The 17,236-nt window shown below is 67.3% G+C and carries 8 protein-coding genes and 1 pseudogene; 3 read left to right on the forward strand and 6 right to left on the reverse strand.

The window, feature by feature from the left end; all coding sequences use genetic code 11:
- Positions 1-147: 147 nt before the first annotated feature.
- Positions 148-6,717 (forward strand): S8 family serine peptidase, encoded by a 6,570-nt coding sequence (locus ACOCMM_RS14335; RefSeq protein ID WP_419553816.1) that lies wholly within the window; start codon positions 148-150, stop codon positions 6,715-6,717.
- A gap of 362 nt (positions 6,718-7,079) precedes the next feature.
- On the opposite strand, the pseudogene ACOCMM_RS14340 reads toward ACOCMM_RS14335, so the two are convergent.
- Positions 7,080-8,117 (reverse strand): annotated as a pseudogene (locus ACOCMM_RS14340) (IS110 family transposase); the annotation flags it as partial.
- A gap of 255 nt (positions 8,118-8,372) precedes the next feature.
- Here ACOCMM_RS14340 and ACOCMM_RS14345 point away from each other — a divergent pair.
- The gene (locus ACOCMM_RS14345) at positions 8,373-9,170 is read left to right on the forward strand and encodes a DUF222 domain-containing protein (RefSeq protein ID WP_419553817.1); all 798 of its coding nucleotides are present in this window, start codon (positions 8,373-8,375) and stop codon (positions 9,168-9,170) included.
- On the opposite strand, the gene ACOCMM_RS14350 is transcribed toward ACOCMM_RS14345, so the two are convergent.
- Positions 9,167-10,453 (reverse strand): IS256 family transposase, encoded by a 1,287-nt coding sequence (locus tag ACOCMM_RS14350; protein WP_419551533.1) that lies wholly within the window; start codon positions 10,451-10,453, stop codon positions 9,167-9,169. The genes ACOCMM_RS14345 and ACOCMM_RS14350 overlap by 4 nt on opposite strands.
- A 168-nt stretch (positions 10,454-10,621) precedes the next feature.
- On the opposite strand from ACOCMM_RS14350, the gene ACOCMM_RS14355 reads away from it, so the two are divergent.
- The gene (locus tag ACOCMM_RS14355; RefSeq protein ID WP_419553818.1) at positions 10,622-11,767 is read left to right on the forward strand and encodes an HNH endonuclease signature motif containing protein; all 1,146 of its coding nucleotides are present in this window, start codon (positions 10,622-10,624) and stop codon (positions 11,765-11,767) included.
- A 716-nt stretch (positions 11,768-12,483) separates the two neighbouring features.
- Here the strand turns inward: ACOCMM_RS14355 and ACOCMM_RS14360 are convergent.
- The 4 genes from ACOCMM_RS14360 to infB form a co-directional block, all read right to left on the reverse strand.
- On the reverse strand, positions 12,484-13,428 hold the full coding sequence (locus ACOCMM_RS14360; RefSeq protein WP_419553819.1) for a bifunctional riboflavin kinase/FAD synthetase: 945 nt from the start codon (positions 13,426-13,428) through the stop codon (positions 12,484-12,486).
- Positions 13,429-13,734: 306 nt separating this feature from the next.
- Positions 13,735-14,598 (reverse strand): tRNA pseudouridine(55) synthase TruB, encoded by an 864-nt coding sequence (truB, locus tag ACOCMM_RS14365; protein ID WP_419553820.1) that lies wholly within the window; start codon positions 14,596-14,598, stop codon positions 13,735-13,737.
- 5 nt (positions 14,599-14,603) lie between these two features.
- On the reverse strand, positions 14,604-15,002 hold the full coding sequence (locus ACOCMM_RS14370; RefSeq protein WP_419553821.1) for a ribosome-binding factor A: 399 nt from the start codon (positions 15,000-15,002) through the stop codon (positions 14,604-14,606).
- Between the two features lie 48 nt (positions 15,003-15,050).
- Positions 15,051-16,880 carry a translation initiation factor IF-2 gene (gene infB, locus ACOCMM_RS14375; RefSeq protein ID WP_419554889.1) on the reverse strand — a complete coding sequence of 610 codons (1,830 nt, stop codon included), beginning with the start codon at positions 16,878-16,880 and terminating at the stop codon, positions 15,051-15,053.
- Positions 16,881-17,236: the final 356 nt, after the last annotated feature.

Here is a 17,236-nt window from a genome sequence, read left to right on the forward strand (position 1 = left end):
CGACGCATCACCGCCTATCCGCTGAGGCACAGAGTTCATTACATGAGTTAGCTACATGACTATTCTGCTCACGATGCATGGCGTCAACCATCACGCAACTGGCGTCGAGGTGTCGAGCCCGGACTTGGGGATTGAGCGCGACTTCCGGTGACGCCAGCAGCATCGCTGTCGGGTCATCTGCCGATAGGGCGGCTGATGCGCGTCGCGCTGGTGGTGTGCGTCGCCGCAGGAACCCTCGCGCTGGGGGTGCTGTCGGGCGATGACGCGCGGGCGCAGACGCCGCCGGCCGTCCCCGCGATCACCGCTGTGGCCTCGGGCGACACGGCCCTGACGGTGGCGTGGACTGCGCCGACCGGCGTCACCGGCATCGAGTCCTACGACGTGCGCTGGATCGAGACGAGCGCGAGCGCCACCGACAAAGCCGACGACGCCAACTGGACCGTGCTCGACCCCGCGTGGGAAACCGGGGACCTGCACGTCATCGTGACCGGGCTCACCAACGACACGTCCTACGACATGCAGGTACGGGCAGTCACGACCAGCGACGGCGACTGGTCGGCAACCTCGACAGGAACGCCAACCGAACCCGGTTCCTTTCGTGTGAGCGCTACTGCCATGGTGAACGAGTTGCCCGTGCAGGGCGTGATCGATCCATTCAGCGACTACGACTATTTCTCATTCCGGATCAGCGGCTCGCGTGATGTCTTCATCTGGACCACGGGTGACACCGACACGTACGGCAAGCTCTTCCTCAGCAGCGACAGCGGCCATACGGCCAAGAACGACAACGGCGATTTCGCTGACGGGCCGCTCAACTTCGCGCTCGGCGCCAGGCTGGAAGCCGGACTCTATTTCATCGAAATCAGCAGCTCCACCCAGTCTGCGGGCGACGACGCTTCGGGTCCGTACACGCTGCATCTGAGGACATCAGACGACACTTCGGGCCGCGACAACGCATCGCCGGTCGAACTCGGCAGCGTCACCTTGGCTGTTCTCCACGACACCGGGACGGCACGTGGGTGTGGCGGCGGGAATACCGACTACGGCGATGTGGACTACTTCAAGCTGGATCTGACGGCCGAGACCACGATCACCGTGCGGACGAGCGGGTTCGTGTCTGACACCGTGGGACAGATCCTGGACTCCGCCGGTGCGGCCATCGCCTCGAACAACGACGCGTATCTGGTGCGGAACCTCGGGCAATTCGCCCTGCGCGAGACACTGCCCGCAGGCGTCTCCTACATCAAGGTCAGGCCCCACTGCGATAACGACAGCGGTTGGTACTTCCTGCATGTCGCCGAGTCCGGCGAACCCGCCAGCTCGAAGGCATCAGCGGCTGAACTGCACATGAACGAGGCCGCAGGCGGGACAACCGACCCGGACGGCGACTGGTTCACCTTCACGCTCGAGGAGTCGACCCGTGTGGCACTCGCTTTGTCGAGCATCGCCGCAGACATCGAAGCCACCTTGGAGGACTCGGCGGGAACGGTCCTCGATGTGAACCAACGCGAGGTCTACCCCGCCGCGCCGGCTTCGGGGATCTACCCCAGTGCGATCCTCGACACGCTGGCAGCCGGCACCTACAACCTCAAGATCGACGCCGCTCAACCGGCCGACACCGTTGCCTACGTCGTGCTGCTGCAACGCGACGGCGGCTACGAATGGCTGCTCGGGGGGTGTCCCGGGGCACCCTCGGGCATCGACGACGAGCTGTACCGATGCCAGTGGCATCTCGACAGCACCGGGCAGTCCGGGACCACCGCCGGCGAGGACATCAACATCGAGGACGCCTCGTTGGGCAGCGTGTGGGACATCACCAAGGGCGCCGGGGTCAATGTCGCGGTGGTCGACACCGGTCTCGACTATCTCCACGAGGACTTGGTCGACAACGTGCTCGAATCCGGGCACCACAGCTACCGCGACGACATGGGGGTATTCGACGGCCCGCTGGATCACGGCACGCTGGTATCGGGGATCATCGCCGCCCGCGACAACGGCACCGGCATGCGCGGCGTGGCGCCGCGGGCGACGATCTATGCGTACAACCTGCTCGGCAACTTGAACACGGCCAATATGGCTGATGCGATGTCGCGAGGCCGCGCGACCACGTCAGTGTCCAACAACAGCTGGGGACCCACTCCAGGTCCGACGCCCCGCCGAGTCCACCGGACATGGGATATGGCGGTCGAGGCGGGCTTGAGCGAAGGGGACGGCGGCAAAGGCGTCGTGTACGTGTTCTCCGGCGGCAACGGCAACGACATGGGCGACTGGGCCTCGCTGAACGAGCACACCAGCCACTACGGCGTCACCACGGTTTGTGCCGTGAACGGCCATGGGAAGCGATCGGGATATTCCGAGCAGGGGCCGAACCTGTGGGTGTGTGCTCCTTCCAACTCTCCCGGCATCGGGACCACGCGGCGCTACAGCAGCTACACGAGCGGGTTCGGCGGCACGAGCGCCGCGGTGCCGATGGTGTCGGGTGTCGTCGCGCTGGTGCGCGCGGCGGGTCCGTCGCTGACGTGGCGCGACGTCAAGCTGGTGTTGGCGACGTCGGCCCGCCGCAACGATGCCGGCGACGCCGGTTGGGAGGCCGGTGCGCTGCGGTACGGCTCGGCGACCGACAGCTACAGCTACAGCCACAAGTACGGGTTCGGCGTCGTGGATGCCTCTGCGGCGGTGGCGCTTGCCGGAAGCTGGGCCAACGTGCCCGAGATGGGCACCGCGGCAGCGTCGGCTGACACGTCGCACAGCATCCCTGACACCGGCACCGCTGTTTCGAGCACTGTGCGGCTGGGAGGCAGCGTGGACTTCGCGGAGTTCGTCGAGATCAATGTCGATTTCGCGGCTCCGCGTTTTCGCAACCTGCGGATCGAACTCGAGTCCCCCCAGGGCGCGACATCGGTGCTGACGGCGCCGAACTCGAAGAACTGCACCGCCGCCCACCCCTGCCCGCTCACCGGTGTGTTCCGGTTCGGTTCGGCGCGGCATCTCGGTGAGGATCCGCGGGGTGTGTGGACGCTGCGGGTTGCCGATGTGGTTGCGGGCGGGGGGTTGAACTCGGTTCGGTCGTGGGATCTGAGGGTGTACGGCCATCGCCAGTCGGTGCCTGGGGCGGTGCTGTTGGGGTTTGTGCGGCCGGGGTCGGGTTCGCTGACGGTGGGGTGGGATGAGCCTGATGACACTGGTCTGTTCGGCATTGTCGGTTATGAGGTTCGCCATGTGCGCAGCGATGCCGCGGACAAGTCGGACAGTGCGTGGGCTCAGCTCAGCAGCACCTGTGTGGCCGGCTCGTGCAGTGCTGCGATCACCGGGCTGACTGATGGGGTGCGTCGTGATGTGCAGGTGCGGGCGGTCAGCACCCGGCCGGGCGCGTGGTCGTCTGTGGCACGGGGGACGCCGGGTGCCGCCAATGGTGAGCCGTTCTTCGTCGACGGGGAGCGCACGACGCGCGGTGTCAACGAGCACGCCGGTTCGGGTGTCGCTGTCGGCTCGGCTGTGGCTGCTCGGGACGCGGAGCCTGATGTGTTCGTCTACAGCTTGGCTGGTGACGACGCTGGGCTGTTCGTGATCGACGCTTCGAGCGGGCAGCTCACGACTGCGGACGGGTTTGTGTCCGATTTCGAGGGTGCGCGCAACAGCTTTGACGTGACGGTGTCGGTGAGCGACGGCAAGGCTGACGACGGCACAGCGAGCACGGCGGTCGACGATGTCATCGCGGTGACCGTTGCAGTGGTCAACGTGGACGAGCCGGGCGGGGTGTCGTTGTCGGTGTCGCAGCCGCGGGCGGGCAGGTCTCTCAGCGCGTTTCTGAGCGATCCTGATGATCCTGACCGTTTGATTCGGGGCACGAAGTGGCGGTGGGAGCGTTCGGCGCCGGGTTCGATGTTGGGGTGGGCTCGGGTTACCGGTGTGCCGCTGTGGGGGTGGCGTCACTCGACCTATGTTCCCAATGATGACGATGTGGGCCGTTTTTTGCGGGTGACGGCGTCCTATTCAGATCCCCAGGGTCCGGGCAAGTCTGCGGAGGTTGTCTCTGCGCTTCTGGTGCGGGCGGACAATGTGGCGCCGATGTTCCCGGCTGCGGAGACAGGCGTGCGCAATGTCGATGAGAGCGCCGGGCCGGGCATCGGTGTCGGTTTGCCTGTCGTGGCGGGTGATGATGACGGCGATGATTTGACGTATTCGCTGGGCGGCCCCGATGCGGTCTCGTTCGGGATCGTTGCGGGCAGCGGGCAGCTTGTCACCGAAGCGGCATTGGATTTCGAGACCAAGTCGTCCTATGCGGTGACGGTGACCGCGACGGATCCGCGGGGGCTGACCGGCACCCGGCCGGTGACTATCACCGTGGATGATGTGGACGAGGCGCCGCGGATCGTCTCGGGGCCGGCCAGCGTGGAGGTCCGCGAGGAGGTCGGCGAGGACCGTCCGGGCACCGTTGCGGTGTTCAGAGCAGATGATCCCGAGGGGGCACAGGTCGTGTGGGAGCTGCGGGGCGACGACCGCGACCGTCTGGGGATCGGGCGCACGACCGGCGTCGTCGAGTTCGTCATGGCCCCGGACTTCGAGGCGCCTGCCGATGCGGATCGGGACAACTTCTATGCGGTGACTGTGGTGGCTTCTGACGGAGGGCTGGCCGGCACTTGGCCGCTGGTGGTGGAGATCGTCAACGACGATGATCGCGGGAGCGTGGGGCTTTCGTCGCTGCATCCGCGGGTCGGCACTGAGTTGAGGGCGACGCTGAGCGATCCCGACGGGAGCGTGAGCGGCGCTGTGTGGAAATGGGAGCGCTCGCAGTCGGGTTCGCCGCAGGACTGGGACGTGGTCGGCGGCGCGGTCTCTGATTCCTACACGGTGGTCGATGACGATTTGGATCGTTTTTTGCAGGTGTCGGTGTCGTACCGGGACCGGCACGGTCCACACAATCAGCAGGATCCTCTCAAGGGGGCCAGCGTCGAGACTGCCAGCGCGGTGCTGCCGCCGGTGATGAATATGCCGCCGGTGTTCCCCGAGGACGAGACCGGTCTGCGCGAGGTGCCGGAGAACACTGAAAGCGGCGAAGACTTCGGGGATCCGGTCGCTGCGGACGATCCCGATCCGGGTGATCGTCTGACCTATTCGCTCGGCGGTAGGGACGGCGCGGCGTTCGATGTCGATGCCGGCAGCGGTCAGCTGCGCACCGAGGCGCCGCTGGATCACGAGAGCCGGTCGTCGTACGTGGTCACGGTGACCGCGACGGATCCCTCAGGGGAGTTCGCGGCCAAGCGTGTGACGGTCACGGTGACCGATACCGACGATCTGGGGATGCTGGAGCTGTCGACGACCCAGCCTGAGGCGGGCAAGCCGCTGACGGCGACCCTGGTCGATCCCGACAAGCCGTTGACTGGTCTTGAGTGGACGTGGTGGCGTTCTGGGGACAGCAGCGGACCGGGCGACTGGGTGCAGATCGACGGTGCAGCATCGTCGAGCTACCAGCCCGCTGCCGGGGACCCCGACGACGGGGACCCTGACGGCGGCGGGCACGTGGGCTTGTGGCTGCGCGTGCGTGTCACCTACCGCGACATCCACAACCCCGCGGACTCTGCGGACCCCAACGTGGCCCCTTCCGACGCCAAGATGCTCCAAGCCGTGACGGTCAACCCGGTACAGGCTCCGTCAAACCCGACTCGCCCCAGCGGTCCCAGCGGGCCGACGAACAGCGGCAACAGCGGCAGTGGCGGGGGCGGTGGTGGTGGTGGTGGTGGTGATCTTGATGTGGGTGTTGCGTCGTTTGTGGTGGCCAATGGATGGAGCGCGGCCGATGTGGGGGTGGCATCGGTGTTGGCGGCGCGTACCTCTGGTGCGGTGGTCGTCTACACCGCAGGCGACGGGCTGTCCGAAGAGACTCGGTTGCTGCTGAGGGAGGCCATGCCCGCTGAGGTGACCATCGTGGGCGGCAACGCAGCGGTGTCACGCGATGTCCGCACCCAGATCCGGGCTGCGTCGTCTGAGTCAGGGATCTCGCGCGTGTCGGGCGAGGACCGCGCCGACACCGCAGCAGGAACCGCACGACGCATCCTGGGCGCACCCGCAGCAGCGGGCCGGATCACGCTGGTGGTGGCCAACGGCTGGTCCCCGCCAGACATCGGCGCAGCGGCGGCGCTGGCGGCGCGCAGCGGACGTTCTGCGGTGATCTATACCGAGGCCGCCAGGCTGCCCGAAGCGTCGGCGGCTGTGCTGCGCGACTACCAGGTCGCGCGAGTGATCATGGTCGGCGGAACTGCCGCGATCAGCCAGGACACCCAGAACGCGATCGCTGGGGCAGCAAGCGGCGCCAGCATCTCGCGTCTGACCGGCGATGACCGCATCGACACCGCTGCTCAGGCAGCACGGCGGGTGCTGGGCAACCCTGCTGCAGCCCCCGACGGCGTCACCTTGGTGATCGCCAACGGCTGGTCCGCACCCGATGTCGGCGTCGCCGCAGCATTGGCCGCGGCCACCGACAACGCCGCAGTCGCCTACACCGCCCAGAGAGCGCTGCCCGACGCGACCGCAGCGCTGATACGCGACTACCGGCCCACCCAGGTCATCATCGTGGGCGGCCGAGCAGCCATCGCCAACGACGTACGCACAGCCATCACCCAGACCGCGCCCGACAGCGCCGGCATCCGGCGCATCACCGGCACCACCCGCACCGACACCGCCGCCCGCGCCGCACGACGCATCCTCGCAAACCTCTGACAACCCGCTCCGGCACGCTCTAGTTCTGCGTCCTCAAGCGTTTGCGTTGTCGCTCGGGGGAGGCGTCGTGATGCCTCGCAGCGTTTGGGCGCTGGCGGCGAAGCTGGCAATGGCGGTCACGACGGTGGCTGTGGATGGCTCGGCTGAGGCTTTCGTGATGCTCCTATGGTTTGTCAAGCGGCGGGTTGTTGGGTGTTGAGCCAGTCGCGGTAGGCGGGCACGAGGTGGTGGTGGGGTAGTTTGCCTCGTTCGATCATGGAGACGGTTGCGGGCCACGTGTTGAGCTGGTGGGCGGCGTGGGCGAGGCTGAGGCCTGCTGCTTGTCGTCGGTGTCGCAGCTCGCCTGGGTCGTCTGTGTGGGTGGCCTGGTGGGGGTCGGCGAGCAGGGCGAAGACTTCTCGGGCGATGTAGCGCTTGAGGCATCGGATGATCTCGCGGCGTGATTTGCCTTCTGTTTGGCGTCTTTGGGCATAGGCGCGTGTTCGGGGGCAGGTGGCGAGGCGGACCATGGCGATGCGCCACAGGGCGTGGTTGGCCTGGCGGTTCCCGCCGGGGTTGAGGCGGTGGCGGGTGGTCTTGCCTGAGGACGCCTCGACGGGTGATGCGCCGCACAGCGCTGCGAACGACGCTTCGGTGGTGAGCCGGGCGGGGTTGTCGCCGGCGGTGATGAGCAGGATCGACGCCGTGTCGGTGCCGATGCCTTTGGCGGCTCGCAGCGCCGGGTTGGCGGTGCTGGTGAGCTTGTCGAGATGGCGGCGCAGCTCGGCGAGGTCGGCGTCGAGGGTCTGGTATTGGCGGGCCAGGGTGCGCAAAGCGATCTTTGCCGCCTCGGCGGGCTGGGCGGGGTCGTCGGGACGGAACCGGGCGCACCGAGCCGCCCGCTGCGCAGTGGTGAGCGGCTCCAGGGCGCTGCGCAGCCGGTCGGGAGCGGTGACGATGAGATCGCGGATCTGATTGGAGATGCGGGTGCGATGGGCACGCGTCGAGCACAACGCGACCCGGATCGCCCGGATCGACTCCACGATCCCGTCGCTGCCCTTGGGAGCGGTGGCCGCCTCACCGCTGAGCGCAGCGCGGGCCGCGGCCTCGGCGTCGACGACATCGGACTTGCCGCGGCGGCGACGCGTCTGACGGTTCGGCCGGTTCACCTCGACCACCTCGACGCCCGAGCCGACCAGATAACGCGTCAGCCCCGCCCCATAGGAGCCGGTGCCCTCCACGCCGACGCGCACCAGCGGCCCGAACGACCCCAGCCACTCTGCGAGCCGGCGATATCCCGCCGGGTCCGCCCCGAACGATGCCGTTGCGAGCACCCGGCCCGTCTGGTCGGCCGCCGCAGCGACGTGGACCTCCTTGTGAGTGTCGACGCCCCCGTAGACGCCGACTGGCTGATCAGCCATGATGAACCCCTGCCTTTCTCCCGTCTGGGTCAGTCAGGCACCATCGGCCGGGACGGCGGACAGGACAGTCAAGGTGTTCTCCAAGGCTCCTATGAGGTCACGTCCGCCCGACCGGTCGGTGCGCGCCAGCAGCCGAGACACCAAGCCGACAGATCACGAACAAGGCACAGGGCCCGTCACACCCAGGGTCACACCCGGGCCCGACCGCTGACCCTCCCATCATGACTGTCACACCGCCTGTTTACAGTGATTGTCATGAAGCGCACGAACGTTTGCAGCGATCTGACGGCCGGAATGCCGTCCGGCTTGATGCCGGAGAGCGACCCAGCTATGACAGTGTCGGCTGTGTCGGCTGTGTCGGTGCACCCTGCCGAGCTGCTGTCACCAGCCGCGCCGGTCCCACCATCCGAGCCACCATCACTGAACGAACTGCGGTCGCCGACCGCTTCGGCGCACCCTGCCGATCTGCTGTCACCAGCCGCGCCGTTATTGGGGGGCGGGTCGGTGTTGTCGGTGTTGTGCGGGGCTCGTGAGGTGGTCGCTGCGGCGTCGCAGGTGTCGTTGTGCGGCGAGAGCAGCGAGACGCTGAAGCAGGTCATCGCCGCAACGGCGCGTTTGCGATCGGTGACCCAAGCGCTGCTCTTGGGCGCGACCGCTGCGCTGGAAGCCAAACGCGCAGGGTCGGGCCGCACAGCGCTGCGCGACCGGGCGCGTCTTGGCTCCCGCAACGCCAAGCGCACCGCCGAGGTCAGCGAGCAGTTGGCCCGGATGCCCAATGTGGCACGCGGCCTGTCGGTGGGCGATCTGACCCCAGAGCACGTCGAGGTGCTCGCCGAGGCTGCGCGGCGCACTAGCCCCGAAGCTGTCGACACCGCCGTCGAACTGCTCGAAGCTGCCGCGCAGGTCGCGCCCGAGGTGCTGCGCCGCGACGCCCAAGACTTCGCAGCCCGTCACGATCCCGATTCCGTGCGCACGGTGCTGGATCGTCAGCGCCGTGAGCGCAGGGAGTGTCCGATGTTCTGTGTAAGCGGGCCGGTCGGTTGGTCATTTTAGGTGAGCGGGAGTCGTCCTGGGTAGCGGACGGCGAGCTGGTTCAAGCAGCGTTTCCATCCGATGGTTCCTGTTCCTTGTGGTCCTCCTCTGTTGGTGGTGATGTTCCTCACGGCGAGGTAGAGCAGTTTGAGGGCGGCTTGCTCGTTGGGGAAGTGCCCTCGGTTCTTGGTGACCTTTCTGAGCTGGCGGTTGATGGACTCGATCATGTTGGTGGTGTAGATGACCCGGCGGGCTTCTGGGGGGTAGTCCAGGAACGGGATGAACTGTTCCCAGCTCGACCGCCACAGGCTGACCACGGCGGGGTATCTGGCGCCGATGCCGGCTTCGAACTCATCGAGCGCCGCCTCGGCGGCTTGGGCGTCGACGGCGGCGTACACGGGCCGCAGTTCCTTGGCGACTTGTTTGCGGTCGTTCCAGGTGACGTAGCGGTGCGAGGCTCGAAGCAGGTGCACCACGCAGGTCTGCACGGTGGCCGCGGGCCAGGTCGCCTCGATCGCGTCGGGGAGGCCTCGCAGGCCGTCGCAGCACACGATCAGCACGTCTTGGACGCCTCGGTTGCGCAGCTCGGTGAGCACCCCCAGCCAGTACTTGGCGCCCTCGCCGTCGCTGTCGCCGATCCAGATGCCCAGCACATGCTTGCGGCCGTCGAGATCGACGCCCACGGCGAGATAGGCGGGCCGGTTGGCGACGTGGCCGTCGCGGATCTTCACGTTCAGCGCGTCGATGAAGATGATCGGATAGACAGCATCGAGGGGCCGGCTGCGCCACGCCTCGAGCTCGTCGAACACCCCGTCGGTGACACGGCTGATCAGGTCATGGGACACCTCCACGCCGTAGATCTCGGCCAGATGGGCCGCCACGTCGCGCACGGTCATGCCCCTGGCGTACAAGGCGATGATCTTGTCGTCGAACCCTTCCAGGCGCGATGTTCCCTTGGGCACGATCCGAGGCTCAAAGGAGCCGTTGCGGTCCCGGGGAGCGTCCACATCCACGGTGCCGACGCCGGTGTGCACCCGCTTGGGCGTGACGCCGTTGCGCGAGTTGCCCGACCCCGCTCCCGCAGGGTCGCCCTTCTCATAGCCCAGATGATCGGTCAGCTCCTCCGCGAGCGCCCGCTCGAGCACCGCCTTGGTGAGCTGGGTCAAAAGCCCGTCCGCGCCCAGCAGCTCGGCGCCCTCGGCGCGGACGCGTTCCATCACCGCGTCCAGCGCCCCCTCAGGCACCAGCGGCGTCGTGTCCGCCGCCGGCCTCGCCGGCAGCCTCTCTCGATAATTCTCAGTCATTGCGGTCCTTCCTGTCGCCTCGGCATCCATCACCGACACGACACTCTCAGACCAACCCCCTTACACAGAGGATCTGACACTCTCTGAGCGCAGCGCGGCGCTGTTCATCGACGAGCGCACCGGCATGGGGTCCTCAACGCGAAGTTCGACCCGGTCAGTTTCGCATTGGTGCAACAAGCAGTCGAGAACTACAACGACGCTCTGTGGCGCCTCGACGGTGGACGCGACGGAACCCCGCGCCAAGTGCGCGACAACCGCCAGCGCCTCGCTGACAGCGTGTTCGAGATCCTCACCGACCGCAACGCCCTGGCCACCATCGAACACCCCGCAGCCCAAGCGCCCAACACCGCACCCGACCACACCAGCAATGCCGCACACGACCGGGGCGACGACCGCGCCACACCCGACCGCGGCGATGCCGAACCGGACCGAGGCGACGACCGCGCCGCACCCGACCACACCAGCAATGCCGAACACGATGTCCTCAGCGTTAACGGCCACGGCCACCACGGCGATACCGAACCGCACCGGCGCGACGACCGCGCCGCACCCGACCACACCAGCAATGCCGAACACGATGTCCTCAGCGTTACTGGCCACGGCCACCACGGCGATGCCGAACCGCACCGGGGCGACGACCGCGCCGGACCCGCCCGCGGCAGCGGTGCTGTCGTGGAGCGGCCGGCGGGACGTTCGATCGAGCGGTGGCGGGCCGCCCAGGCACCCAACCAGCTCATCATCGTCGCCGAGATCGGCGTCATCGACGGCACCAAGCCCGACGGACGCTGCGACATGCTCGGCGCTGGACCGGTGCCCCCTTCGATCCTCAACCAGCTCTCACCCGACACACGCATCAGCGGCGCACTGTTCAACACAGCCGGACAACCGCTATGGCTCGGACGCAGCCGCCGCCTCGCCAGCGTCGCCCAACGTCTTGCCATCGCCATACGCGACCGCGGCTGCGTGCTGTGCCGCGCCCCCATGCACCGCTGCAACGACCACCACATCGACGAATGGCAAGCCGACAACGGCACCACCGATATTCCGAACCTCGCCGCCCTGTGCGGCGACTGCCACGACAAGCTCCACAACAACAACCAACGCCTCCACCAACACCACGCCACCCGGCAATGGGCCGCCAAACCCCGCACCGACAACAACACCGGCACCAGCCGCAGTGGCACCACCCGCGCGAACGCTGCCAGCGCTGCGAGCGACAGGGACGACACCACCCGCCGACGCACCACCAAACCCCGCACCGATACCACCCGCAGTGGTACCGACAGCCGAACCCAGGGAACCGAGCCGCCATGACAGCAACCAACCGCTGCCCACACCGACACCACCCACACCGACACCACCCACACCGACGCTGCCAGCGCTGCGAGCGACAGGGACGACGCCACCCGCCGACGCACCACCAAACCCCGCACCGATACCACCCGCAGTGGTACCGACAGCCGAACCCAGGGAACCGAGCCGCCATGACAGCAACCAACCGCTGCCCACACCGACACCACCCACACCTACGGCGCGAGACTGCCACCCAGTTCGTTTCGGGGGTCAGCGAGCGGCTAGCTCAACTCCTTGGCTCAACTCCTTGGCTCAACTCCTTGGCTGAACTCCTTGGCTGAACTCCTTGGCTCAACTCCTTGGCTGAATTCCTTGACTCAACTCCTTGGCTGAACTCCTTGACTCAAGACAAGGTCACCCACGCAAACGTTGCCTGACACGGCGCTAGGGGACTGCTGATTTATTTGGTTTCGGCCATTGCAGCAAGCCTCTGACCTGCGGTTTTGTCACTGTGATGTCACCGATTCAGGACTTGCTCAGCAGACTCCTAGTTCTGTATCCGGATACGTGTGGTGGGTTGATGTCCGTGGAGCATCCGCAAGCCCACCGCCAACACCCTCGCAGCGCTGCGCGATATCCGCGCCCGCCGTCTGCACGACTCTTTGCGCTCGCGCGTTGCCGCGACCGGCTCAGGTCTGCAGGTCTGGCGGCGGATCGAACTCAGATGATCCGGGACCTCAAGTGTGCAAACACTTGGCCGCGTCTTCGATGTCGCGGCGAAGCTGGGTCTTCAATTCATCGATGCCGTCGAAGCGCCGTTCGGGCCGCAGCCTGCGGACGAAGCGCAGCTTGGCCGTCTCGTCGTAGAGGTCGCCGCGGAAGCCGATCAGGTGCGCTTCGATCAGCGAACGCTCTGCGAACTCATAGAACGTCGGCCGGCGGCCGATGTTGACTGCAGCCGGGTATTGCGCTCCATCAGGTCGCACGTACCAGGCGGCGTAGACACCATCGGCAGGAATCTGCAGGTCCGGGGTCGTGGGCAGGTTCGCCGTGGGCACCCCGATCTGGCGGCCGCGACGGTCGCCGAGGGTGACGACCCCGCGCACCTCGAACGGCCGACCGAGCAGCCGGTGCGCTCGCTCCACATCGCCAGCAGCAAGTGCCTCGCGGATCGACGTGGACGAGATGATGTCGCCGTCGCCGGTCATCTGCTTCACCAGCGGAAGCCCGACCACCTCGTAGCCGTACTCGGCGCCGACTTGTCGCAGCGTCTCGATGTTGCCTCGGCGTCCCTTGCCGAAATGGAAATCCGCACCGACCACCACGGCACGAGCGGACAGGCAGTTGACGAGGATCTCGTGGGCGAACTGCTCGGCGGGAACCGCTGCCTGCGCCTCGTCGAAGGTGACAACGAGCGTGAAGTCGACGCCGGTCTCGGCCAGCAGCTCCAGCTTGTGGCCGAGATTGCACAGCAGCGGCGGTGCCGATTCCGGTCGCACCACGGTGGCGGGGTGACGGTCGAAGGTCACGACCGCTGTGGCGCAACCCCGCTCGGCGGCCAGACGATGCATCTCTGAGATCACCGTGCGGTGCCCGCGGTGGACGCCGTCGTACTCCCCCACCGTCGCGACGCTGCCGTGGTCGAGCACCGGACACCAATCCAAGTCGCGGATGACCTCCATGCGCGCAACGCTACTCAGAGGCTGAGCCGATGGGCGAAGCCGTGGCCCGAGCGGCCCGTGAGCACAGCGAACAAGAGCGGGAAGCAATGGGTTCGACCGCGGGCGGTGTGCCTATTGGGGCGCCCTCTCACGCCGGGCCCGTGCGAGTCCGCCCGCCCAGAGATCACTGCGGGATCGCTGCGGGATCACGACGGGATCACTGCAGGATCACTGCGGGATCACGACGGGATCACTGCAGGATCACTGCGGGATCACGACGGGATCACTACGGGATCACGACGGGATCACGACGCGATCACTACGGGATCACGACGGCAAGACCGTGGCACGCAGTCGCCCGTCGACGCGCTCATGCACGGCCACGAGCGCTCCTGTGGGGTCGACCAGCGCCCACGGACCGGAGCCGTCGTAGCGAGCGTCCACGAGATGGACACCGCTTCTAGCCTGAATTGCCTCTGAATCGGACACGAGAATCTGCACCAGATCCCGCACCAGCTCGAGGGGCGTTCGCAGTTCGGCCTCGGTCGGGGGACCCGCCTCGGACAGCGTGAACGAGCCGCTGCGCGTGCGCCGCAGCGCTCGAATATGCGCCCCGCCTCCCAGCGCAGTACCCAAGTCGGCACCGAGAGTTCTCACATAGGTGCCGGCGGAACAGTCGACCACGGCCCGGTAGACGAGCGGGTCGTCGGAGGGCTCCACTTTGAAGCGATACACCTCGACATCGCGTGGAGCGCGTTCTGCGGTCTGCCCCGAGCGGGCGATCTCGTGCAAGCGGCGGCCTCCGACGCGCACTGCAGACACCATCGGCGGCAGCTGCGAAATCGCGCCGATGAAGCCCGCAGCGGCAGCGCCAACTTCGGCCGGATCCAGGTCCATGTGCCAGGTCGTGACCGGCTCGCCGGCGGCATCGAGGGTGCTGGTCTCGACGCCGAACACGATCTCGCACTCGTAGCTCTTGTGGGAGGCGGTGGCGAATCGCAGCAACCGGGTCGCATTGCCGATGCCAATCACGAGAACCCCCGTCGCGGACGGGTCGAGCGTGCCGGCGTGGCCGATGCGTCTCTCGCCGAAGCGGCGCCGCAGCATGCCCACCACGTCGTGCGAAGTGGGTCCCGGCGGCTTGTCGACGATGACGGCGCCATGGGTGGTCGCTGGACGGCGCCGTGCCATGGCTGTCAGGTTTCGTCGTCCCGCTCAGCGGCGATATCGGAGACCTGCGCCTCATCGGGCTCGCCGGACAAGCCGGCCAGCAGGTCTTCGATCCTCTCGGCGTTGATAGGCCCCTGGTCCCGGCGAAAGCGGAGCGCCGGTGTGCGCCTCAAGCTGGTCTGGTCGCCCAAGGCTCGCTGAAGGCGGTGATGGTGCTGATCGAACGCCGCAGCCGCCGCCGCCTCGGATTCCTGATCGCGCACGTCGTAGTGCACCACTGCGACACTCAGCTCGCGATCAACGTCCACACCGGTGATCACAATGCCGTCGAACACCTCGTCGAGCCGTTCCATCTGCGAGGCCACGACGCTGCGCACCAACTGGGCGACGCGGTCGGTTCGCTCGTACTGGTGCGCAGTCGGCATCGAGTGTCGCCGGCGACGGGGGCGACGAGCCATCGGGTGAGCGCTCCCTCAGGCGACGCGGGCGATCTCGCGTTCGGTATACGTCTCGATCACGTCGCCTTCCTTCAAGTCGGTGAAGTCGCTCAGACCGATACCGCACTCCATGCCCGCGGACACCTCGGCGACGTCGTCTTGGAAGTGCCGCAACGACTTGACCGATCCCTTCCAGATGATCGTGCCGTCGCGCAGGAACCTGACCTTGGCGCCGCTGCGCACGTTCCCGTGGTCAACGACGCAGCCAGCCACAGGCCCGACGCCTGAGATGCGGAAGACCTGGCGCACCTGCGCCTCGCCCACCACGATTTCCTCGAACTCGGGCTCGAGCAGGCCGACCATGGCGTTTTGCACGTCTTCGATGAGATCGTAAATGATCTCGTACAGCCGGATTTCGACGCCCTCGGTCTCGGCTGTCTGGCGCGCGTTGCGGTCCGGGCGCACGTTGAAGCCGATGATCGTGGCCTCGGAGGCCGCGGCGAGCTGCACATCGTTCTCGTTGATCCCGCCGACGCCACGGCTGACGAAGGAGAGCTTCACGTCGTCGCGCTCGAGCTTGCGCAGACTGTCGGTCACTGCCTCGAGCGAACCGTGCACATCGGCCTTGAGCACGAGGTTGAGTGTGGTCGTCTCGCCAGCCTGCACCTGCCTGAAGATGTCCTCCAGCTTCGCGCCGCCGCCGCTCCCGCCAGCAGTGCCGGCCAAGCTGGCCTGGCGCTGCCAATGCTCGCGGGTCTCGGCCACCTTGCCTGCGGTCTTCTCGTCGGGGGCGACGACGAACAGGTCGCCTGCACGTGCAACCTCGCCGAGGCCGAGCACCTCCACTGGTGTGGACGGACCCGCCTCGCGCAGCGGAGCACCGCGATCGTCGGTCATGGCACGCACGCGGCCCCAAGCCGCGCCAGCAACCATCGGTTCGCCGACACGCAGGGTGCCCCGTTGCACCAGCACCGTCGCGACCGGACCCCGGCCGCGGTCGAGATGGGCCTCCAGCACGATTCCGACAGCCCGGCCCGATGATTCGGCAGTGAGCTCCTCGAGCTCTGCGACGAGCAAGATCCGGTCGAGCAGTTCGTCGATGCCCTCGCCGGACATGGCCGACATAGGAACGGTGATCACTTCGCCGCCGTAGGACTCGGGCACGAGGCCCCGTTCCGCGAGCTGGGCGCGCACCCGGTCGGCGTCGGCGCCGGGACGGTCCATCTTGTTGATGGCAACGATGATCGGCACATCGGCCGCATGTGCGTGATCGATGGCTTCGGCAGTCTGCGGCATGACACCGTCATCAGCCGCCACGACCAGCACGACAACGTCGGTGGCCTGCGCTCCCCGGGCCCGCATCGCCGTGAACGCCTCGTGGCCCGGCGTGTCGATGAACGTGATTCGGTAATCGCCGCGAGAGGTCTGATACGCGCCGATGTGCTGGGTAATGCCACCCGCCTCGCCTTCGACAACGTTGGAGGAACGAATGCGGTCGAGCAGCAGTGTCTTGCCGTGGTCGACGTGGCCCATGACGGTGACCACCGGCGGGCGAGTCTGCCCTTCGGCTTCAGAAAGGTCGACCTCGAGGGCCCGCAGCAGCTCCTCTTCCTGCTCGGCGCCGGGCTCGGTGATACGCACTTCAGCGTCGAGTTCGACAGCGAACAACTCGATCATGTCGTCGCTCAGCGACTGCGTAGCGGTCACCATCTCGCCCTGTTGCAGCAGGAACCGGACGATGTCGGCGGCGGAGCGATTCAGACGGGCGGCGACCTCCTGGGCCGTCGAACCCCGCTCGATGACGATCTCGCCTTCGGGAACGGGTGCGTCGATCGGCGTGTAGGCGGTGAGCTGCTGGGGCTGCAATTCCTCGCGCTGGCGACGGCGGCGACGGCGAGGGCGCCCGCGGGCGCCGCGTGGTGCACCACGCGGACCTCCCGGGCGTGCACCAGGCGGACCCGCTGGGCGTCCGCCAGGCGCTGACGGGGCTCCTGCGTGAGGACGACCGCCACCAGGCTGCCCGCCATGGGGACGCTCGCCACCGGCCGCTGGACGGCGGAACCCGCCAGGGGGACCCGAGCGGTAGGGGCCGCCGCTGCGTGGAGTGGTGCGTGGCGGACCGGGCGGCGGGGGAATCGGCTTGCCCGAACCCGAGCGAGGCGCCAATGGCGGGGGCGGAATCGCGCGGCCGTCGGCAGCCTTCGAAGTTACCGGCAATCGAG

It is taken from the genome of Candidatus Poriferisodalis sp., from assembly GCF_965198245.1.
In the GTDB taxonomy this organism is placed as follows: domain Bacteria; phylum Actinomycetota; class Acidimicrobiia; order Acidimicrobiales; family Poriferisodalaceae; genus Poriferisodalis.

Bases quoted from the DNA above. Each gene is read 5' to 3' on its own strand.
- truB (WP_419553820.1), bottom strand. From the start codon at position 14,598: ATGGCACGGCGCCGTCCAGCGACCACCCATGGCGCCGTCATCGTCGAC.
- ACOCMM_RS14350 (WP_419551533.1), bottom strand. From the start codon at position 10,453: ATGACTGAGAATTATCGAGAGAGGCTGCCGGCGAGGCCGGCGGCGGAC.
- ACOCMM_RS14370 (WP_419553821.1), bottom strand. From the start codon at position 15,002: ATGCCGACTGCGCACCAGTACGAGCGAACCGACCGCGTCGCCCAGTTG.
- ACOCMM_RS14360 (WP_419553819.1), bottom strand. From the start codon at position 13,428: ATGGAGGTCATCCGCGACTTGGATTGGTGTCCGGTGCTCGACCACGGC.
- ACOCMM_RS14345 (WP_419553817.1), top strand. From the start codon at position 8,373: ATGAAGCGCACGAACGTTTGCAGCGATCTGACGGCCGGAATGCCGTCC.